We start from the raw sequence: 8,535 nt of genomic DNA, 5'->3' as shown, positions 1-8,535 counted from the left end.
TCTTTTTGGTGAGCATACATTTACCTCTCTGTACTATAGATTTTTTCCGCAAAAAAAATCGTACAGGAAAATGTATGCTTTTTCAATATTTACAAGGGTTATAGCGTTTTATATACCCACACAAACTAACGAAGAGCCTTTCTTTAGTTTTATTACTATCTTTATACCTATAATTCTCCCAAAAGCCTGCCTTAATCCACTCTCCGTCTGAAGGCAATGCAATATTGACCTTATCTTCCTTTAATTTACTTAAATAAGATTTATCGCAAAGACTATCCTGAATTCTTGAATAGTCATTGCTACTATTATCGAAATAAAAAGGTATAACATATCTGGAAACATAACTTTTAATTGGATCGCCCATAATAATCTTTACCCTCTCAGTTAATATTTTGTTTATAGCATACTTTTGTACTTCTGATACTCTCTCTCCACTGCGTCATTTTTGATAAATTCATGCAGTTCTTCTGCCCTGTCAACCGCAGCTTTTATGTCATCACTATATTTATTCTTTCCCTTCTTGGTCAGCACGATTCCACGCATGATATACATGATAGAAAGTCCCTCGTAATGACCTGAGCTCTCCCACAGAGCTATAGTCTGATCCGTATACTTTTCAGCATCCTCGTACTTGCCTTCATCCACATATAGTCCAGCCAGGGCATGAAGACAATCAGATAAAAGATCTAAATAGCCATAGCGACTTGAGAGCTCATAAACCTCCATGAGAGATTTTCTCACATTCTCGCTATCGCCTCTCTGTTTGTAGACATGGGAGATACCAAGCAGGTTATAAGCCACAGTGTGATAATCATGTTGAGTTCTGGAAATTGCTAATGCCTTCTCATAATCATCTAACGCCGTATCATATTTATTTCTTTCAACGCTGCAAAGTCCCCTTTGGATCAGCGCATATGGATAAAAAGGCGTGTCTTCTGAGCTATCACTGATCATCTTTTCCAAAAGAGTCTCTGCTTCCTGAACTGAACCATTCTTTCTCTGGTTCTTAGCAAGCTGAACAATTATCTGATTGTTCAGTGCCTCATTCAGTTCTCCATCTTTGGCGCTTTCAAGAAGACTGATGGACTCCTGATACTGAGACCTGTTCTGGCATATCATAGATTTATGGAAAAGAACTCTGCTCCTTAATTCATTGTTTATAGCTTCGCATTCCAAAATAACATCAGCAAATTTATTTGCCAGGTCAGACTTAACCATATGTCTGAAGGACTCAACGATGTCAACGCCCCATTCCACAACTTCATACTTTTCAAGCACTTTCATCAACTGAGTCATCATGTCATTGTCATCTTCCGATTCTTTTTCAATAAATCGTCTGACACAGTAGGGAATAAGGACAGTTTTGAAGGCATCAAGATTCTGTTTCTTGTCTCTGAGCTTACCTACTACCAAGTCCACAACTTCCGCGCAGTTCTTATATCTATCAAGTGCAGAACAATATGCTAAAAATGCCTCTGGAAGTTCTTCCCATCCAATAGTTTCTATAAGCTCATCTGCTACCTGTTCTAATGGTTTTTCTTTATCAATTCTTCTACAGATCAGGTATTCAAGGTACTTCTGATACACAAAAGAAATACTTCTAAATGAGGTATTATCAATCAATGACTCCTTTTCGCAAACAATACCTGCATCCAATAATCTCTCTAATGGAGTAAGGATAACAAATCTGTAGTCATCATCGGCTTTCTTAATAAGGCCATCGCTAATCTTTTCAATACGATCAGAATCGATGGCGTTACTTTTCTCTTCCAGCATCGCTTCCACAATACTGTTTTTAAGAGTACTAGTAACAAAATCAGGATTATTGGAGATGACCTCATCTCCCTTACTAATTTCCTTATCGAATGCAGCAAACAGATCTGAATCAGAATGGATACTAATACCTTTTACCAGCTCTGTCAGGTCAAAGAAAACCCTCATTGAAAGCGGACTTGAAAGAACTTGTTTAAGTTCATTATCAAGCATCCTGAATTTGGGAATGCTAAGCTTCCTCTTACTTTTGCTCCTATACCTATCATAGGCCTCTTCAACCTGAAGCAGATTCCATCTGTCAATTCCAAGATAATATTTGGGTTCCCCATCCTCAACAACAGAGAAGAACCTGTCACGGCTAGTCATAAATTGGAATTTTTTACCTTTATTCACCGTATGCTTTTGGAGCAGATCATAACTTATTCCTCTGATGCTGACGATTATTTTTAGCCAGGGATAATCTTTTCCGCGACTTGTTATTGCATCAATTTCCTTCAGAACTCTTTCAGTGTCATAAGCCTCGTTAACAGCATCAACTATCATGACAAGCTGGATGTTTTCCTCATTATGCTCCGCCATAAAACTCAAGAAGTTCTCAGAAGATAAAAAATCACCTTTTTCAAGGCATTCCTGTTCTAACCTTCTAAAGAGAATGTCTTCTCTATTAACCTCAGTCAGGGTTTCTCCCTGATAAAAGTAAACCGCATATCTTTCACGATCACTCATAAGCATTTCAGCGGTGTGACACAAAAAACATGTTTTTCCAACACCAGCTTCAGCCTTAATCAAAATAGTTGTCTTATCAGAGTTTAAAAACTCTTTTATAGTTTCATCGCAAGCTCTTGGGACATACAAATCCGGCACGTATTTTAAACTTTCCTTATGATTATCTATAGCAATTTGGGAAAGCTCATTAATATACTGTCTGAATCCATCCATGTTGAAATCATGATGCATCCAATGCTGCCTGATTCCACGGCTAGTAAATTTTGCATTAATTGCCTGAAGGTACAATTTCAATTTACGGCGTTCTCTTACCCCAACATATGTAACATCACTATTTCCATATCCATCATAAATCATATATTCTTCATGGATGTCACTCTCAAGTATTTCCACAAGAATTTCAGAGAATTTCAAAATTCTCTGAGTGTTTTCCATATCAAGAAGGTAGAACTGGACCCCCTCCTCCTCTGGGCTCCTGGCCTCTTGGTCTTTAAAAAACTCAGAAGGATCGTCTCCAAGTTCCTGCGTGTCCGTAGGCCACTTAACAACATAATTATCATTTTCTTTTATTGAATAATTAAAGATATCGAAGGTTGCAATATAGCAATCTTCATCCAACTCCTCATCATATGTATCAATATTGATACATTTTGCGACTTTATATCTAGTGAAAAACGGAACAAAGGCATGCAAAATAGCTTCTACATAAGGTGCATAAACCTTCAAAATTGCTGAGGCCTCTTCACTGTTTGGATACTGTGCCCCGTGTGCTATTTGATTTCTTAGCATTATCAGTTCTTGAAAAACGTTGCCTTTTTCACTGTTCTCTTCTCTAAAACGGCCCACATAAACACAACTAACTTTTTTCTCACTAACACTTTTGTAACAGTCCCAAAATCCCTGAAACCATGATTTCTTTTTCCTGCAGAATTCTTTTGCATAACTGCGCACCAGCCCGTCCCAAGTACCAAGTGCTGGTCTGCCCATCTGTCTAATGTATCCGTTTACTGTGGAATTGACCTTTTCTTCATCCCACAAGTATTCACTCAAAAACAAGCATCCAAAAAACTGCACGGTCTGCTTAAATACATCAAGGATCAGCTCCATTTTTCTGGTGGTGCTTGTTTCATTCTCATAAGCATCGTACATCTTATAGATATTTGCTGGCAGTTCCTGCTTTTCATGCTTTTCCATATCTTACACCTCAACACACTTAGTTATGTAGAATCAATAAAGCGCCTGATTTATACATCCAGTAGCCTATACCAAATGTTATCAATGCCGTAATAAACAAAGTTATGGCAATTCCCAGTCTTTTGTTCTTTATCGCTTCGATCAGGGAAGATAAGGCAAAGCCTCCGGTACATACTGTCATCGCAATTCCAAGTACCATATCCCAAGTGTTGGTTACCTTAATAATGATTGACGTCAAAACCATGAATACCAAATATGCAGCATAAATTCCATACCCCATTTGCTCCATGGCTGTTCTCTTTACAACACCTTTAACCATGACAAAAACACTAAGAGCTCCCATGGCAATCGCCAGTACCACAAATAGAAATAAAATTACTTTTAATAAAAAAGCTATAAATGCAAAAATAAGCTCATGCAAGAAGAATACAGCAAGCAATCCAAAAAGTATAAATACTTCCTTTCTCTGCTTTTCTTCATATGCATGTATTTTATTCTGATATTCAATTTCCTCTTTGAATATTGTTTCCTTTAAAGAATCTGGCACAGTGCTGGAACAATTCTTGCATGCTTTCAGATACGTTGGATTTTCACATCCACATTCACACGTCCAGGTTCTGGTTATTAAAGGTTCTTCACTCTTCTTCAGGCTTAAATTCTGACTCATCTATAGTCTCCATTATTCTCTCATCTTCATAAACTGCATTTTCGTTTTCAAGAGAAATATCATCCTGCTCTTCATGGAATTTAAAGTTCTCAATCTTTTCCAACAGATAATCAAAGGAATAATCATCCCTTATCAGAACGTCATCAAAGCTCATTCCATTTTGTTCAAGCAAACTACTGTCACTCCTGGAAATAGCTAATGGAACTGCCACTCTTTTCCCATATTCTCTCTTTTTTATGGATTCAGAATTAACCTTTCCAACTGTCTTTTTCCCTTGCATAACAATCATTGGATACTTCATTCCTTCAAACTTAGCAAGATATGCCCACCTGTAATACAGCTGATTAGTATTTATAGATTCAATTCCTACGATAGTATCTCCTTCATTTAATATATCCATATGCTTGTATTCAGCCAAACGATCGTTTATTTCCCGCTTGAGCTCTTCATCAAATCTTACGGATTCTCTGGGGACAACACCATCAGCCTTTTCTTCCAACACAGTTTTTAAAAACTTGATATTATTCTCTTCAAGGTAAGCAGGAACCACCGTTCCTGTCACAGCTTCAATCTGAAGTCGTCTTGGTGTTGTGTATAAAATATGATTTACTGAATTACTAATTTCATTTTCAATAAATGTTTTTTTACCCATATCTGTCAGATCATCTATCTCAGGATCTATATGATGATATACATTGATTTCATTAATTAACGCTCTTTCAATCATCACCTCTTTCATACCTGAAAGCGATGCCATTTCCTTTGTCGTTCTGAACCCAGCGTTATACAAGCGCAAAACCAATAACTCTAAAGCATCGTAATCCTCTATAATGTGCTCTTTGACCATTGCCTCTGCAAATGCCACTGGACACAGAAAAGTATGAAAATACACTAGCTTAAGTGGTGTATTTCCTCCAAACCGCTCTAAAAAAAGAGCTTTTGATTCTTCCCGAATTTCCTTTGCTGTACTCTTCATTTACGCATCCTTTTTCAAATAATCTTCAGATTGAATAAAATCTCCAGCTCCGTCATGAACATGCTGCATAAGTAGTCTCATAAATCTGGCAAATTTACGTTCACATACAGCAGGGCATTCAGCGCACTGATCTATCATCTCCTGACTTATCATTTGATTTTCCTGCTGACCAGAGCATGGCCACTCGTTCTCACCTTCAGGAACCTTCTCCATGTTCATACACTCAGAAAGGTAATCAATGTCTCCAATGATAACGAGCTGCTTCTTACATCTTGTAAACGCAACATTGAGACGCCGAAGCTCTTTCATGAAACCAACCCTGCCCATATCCGGCTTCTTATAGTTGGTACTCCTTGTAAGGCTATACAGAATAAGCGGTCTTTCCTGCCCTTGAAAACTGTCAAGAGAAGCCACCATACTTCTTATCTGGTTTTCTCCTATTCCAAGTTTCTTTTTTCTTAGATATTCTCTGATAAGTCTGACCTGCGCGCCATAGGCAGATATAATGCCTATCTTATTTTCAATTTCATTCACAAATTTTTCACGTGCCCCATCAGGCTGAAGATTAATGGCTTTTTCGACAATATCAGCAATCATTTTTGCCTCATAATGGTTGTGATATCCCATCTTTGTTTCTGGTTGACTCTCTTCTCGTCCTGCTGCATTACTTGTAGAAATCACAACCAAAGGTTTATCAGTACCTGGCACCAATATTTCAAAGTTCTCCATGTTGTAGCTGGAATGATAATTTCTTTCATAAAACCATTCCGAGATAATATCTGAAATATTGCCTGGCATTCTGAACTGACTATTAAGATTAACCAGTTTTTTAGGGTCATTTGTAACCCTCTCAATCATATCCTCTACCACATCCGGTTCAAATTTCTTATGTGGTACTCTTTGGTAGTCAGATAATACGGGACGCAATAACTCGCTCTTATCCCTACCTTCAGCTTCAAGCTGCTGAATAGTCTTCTTTCTCATCGACTCAAACAGGAATTCAAAGAAGCTCATGTTAAGCAGTTTTGTATCTATATCATCAGCTTTACAAGCGGCAACTACATCATCATTTGCACAAGGAGGGATTTGTTTATAGTCTCCAAGAAGCAGATTTTTCCTTGCTCTTGTCATAGGAATAAGTGCATTATGAATCTGTATCTGCCCAGATTCATCCACGATAGCTACATCAAATTTAACATTGGCAAATTTCTTATTTGAATTAATGCCAATGCATGTAGCTCCAACAATTTGACACGTTTCAAGGAGGGCATCTTGGAAAATATCATTTCTATTATTATTGACAAGATCATTCCATGATTTTAAGGCATTTTCAGCCAGCTTGATCGATACAATGACATTTTTCACATGGTTTTGCTGTTCACGTATTACAGAATAATTCTCACGTGGCTTTGAAGAAAAATCTGGTTTCCTGAACAGCGCAGCTGATTCTCCCTTAAGATCCGGAAGAAATGCTTCCTGCACCGCCTCTTGCGTATTTTCTTCAACCTCATGTAACTTTTCAAAGAAATTTTTAGCAGAATCTGTCTCGTTGATCTTCTCTATTTCTGTTTTGACAAATCCGACGGAAGTATTATAAGCATTCACTGTTTCAGCATAGATTTTACGTTTATTATTCAGATCAGCTTCAGACTTTAACAGATCGCCTTTTACTCGCTTTGCATACCTCCTATTTAATATTCTCCACAAAAAACTCTTGGTCTCATATACCTCCAGGAAAATTTCCTTATGTGCTCTTGCCCAACGAATATTATCGATATCCTTCTCAAGTGCCTTGATCACTTCATAGTGATTGGCAATATTACGAAGTACTGATCGAACTTTCTCGTTTTGCCTTTTTATGTCATCCGAGAGTTTGCTCAGTTCATTCAACTTATCTTGATATTCTTGAAGTCTCGTTTTGTAGTTCTCTAACTCATTTTGATTATGCTTAATGTCATCAATGACTCTACTGTGGTTGTCATTAAAGTACTTCTCCATAGAAGCAATCTTTTTTTCAGGAAGATAATCCTGGCAATTCTCCTGGACCTTTTCTTCTCTTCCTAGTCTTACTGTCTCAGCAATTGTCCCAAATCGAGCCAAAACATTATCTACTGCAGCATTATTCTGTGAGGATATTAAGACTCTCTGTCCCTTCTTGATGAAATACTCAACCCAATAGCTAATAACAGTAGTCTTTCCTGTTCCCGGAGGTCCCAGAACCAGCAGCACGTCCTCTGTCAGTATTCCCTTTATGATAGCCTCCAGCTGCATCTGATTTGGTGGACAATCATCTGCCATTTTTGATATCAGATAATCCTTTAAATCAGACTGCGCCTCTTCATATCCCTTTACAGAAAAGTCTTCAAAGTCTTTGTACATGTACTTTGATTCGAGTTTTCCGCGCTCCATATTTCTAATGACGCGAGTTCTGACAGAAGTCTGTACCTGACTTACCGCTTTAGCTATTTTTCCTTCCTGAGGAATTGCACTATCATCTTCCTGACGAAATAAAGAGATCATGAAAATTACAGCGTCTTCACTCTCACAGTCAATGTCAGTGATAACACCGTTTATCTTCACAATCTCTGATTCAATTTCACTTATTATTGTTGCCTGTTCTCCAATCTGAAACATGCCTTTTTCTGGGTCTGCTTCAGTATCTATGGAATAGAACGCATAACTAGGACCTTTTGCCCCTGCTTTTCTAAATTCTCGCTTAAAAAAAGAAACTCCTTCACCCTGGGCCTGGTTATTGTCTTCAACCCACTGTTCTTTTGCAGTATAATCCTGAAAAGGCTTAAGAATGTTTCTTTTAAACCTCTCAGATACCTTTACTGAATCTTCCTTTTTCTCCTGTTCAGGCTCATCCTCATCTGAATCAAAATAACTCTCCATAGAATCCTGAAGATCATTTATCAGATCGGAGTCCATCTGCCAGGCTTCATGTTCAGTTAATAGATTTTTGGGATACATCTGCCCGTTAAAAATGGCAAAGACTCCCCCCGCCGGAATAATAGTAAAAATCTTTGTCTTATATAGATTCTCTTTTTTTTCAGCGGCTTTTTTCCAAAAAGGACCTTAGTACATCGGAAGTTATTGTTGTCGCTACGATCAAAATACAATACATATCTTCCTATGTACAAGGCATAGTATCTCTCTGAAAATTCATTCTTCTTAAAAGAAGTTATAACAAGCGTTT

At 37.7% G+C, this 8,535-nt stretch carries 5 protein-coding genes; all 5 read right to left on the bottom strand.

Annotated features, from left to right (window positions below; translation table 11 throughout):
- Positions 1-82: 82 nt before the first annotated feature.
- The 5 genes from J6I68_RS08285 to J6I68_RS08265 are packed head-to-tail and all read right to left on the bottom strand — an operon-like array spanning position 83 to position 8,267.
- A complete protein-coding gene (locus J6I68_RS08285; RefSeq protein WP_292219481.1) occupies positions 83-364 on the bottom strand; it encodes a hypothetical protein in 282 nt (93 codons plus the stop codon).
- A 32-nt stretch (positions 365-396) separates the two neighbouring features.
- Positions 397-3,693 (bottom strand): tetratricopeptide repeat protein, encoded by a 3,297-nt coding sequence (locus J6I68_RS08280; protein ID WP_292219478.1) that lies wholly within the window; start codon positions 3,691-3,693, stop codon positions 397-399.
- 19 nt (positions 3,694-3,712) lie between these two features.
- Entirely contained in the window at positions 3,713-4,360 is a 648-nt protein-coding gene (locus J6I68_RS08275) for a hypothetical protein (protein ID WP_292219476.1), read from the bottom strand.
- Positions 4,329-5,336 (bottom strand): hypothetical protein, encoded by a 1,008-nt coding sequence (locus J6I68_RS08270; RefSeq protein ID WP_292219473.1) that lies wholly within the window; start codon positions 5,334-5,336, stop codon positions 4,329-4,331. Before J6I68_RS08270 ends, J6I68_RS08275 begins: the two co-directional genes overlap by 32 nt.
- Positions 5,337-8,267 (bottom strand): DEAD/DEAH box helicase, encoded by a 2,931-nt coding sequence (locus tag J6I68_RS08265; RefSeq protein WP_292219470.1) that lies wholly within the window; start codon positions 8,265-8,267, stop codon positions 5,337-5,339.
- Between the last annotated feature and the right edge of the window lie 268 nt (positions 8,268-8,535).

Origin of the sequence: Butyrivibrio sp. (assembly GCF_017940685.1) — a bacterium.
Lineage (GTDB): Bacteria > Bacillota > Clostridia > Lachnospirales > Lachnospiraceae > Butyrivibrio.
Note: the sequence above shows the minus strand (reverse complement) of the source record. Positions and strands in the feature narration are given on the sequence as shown.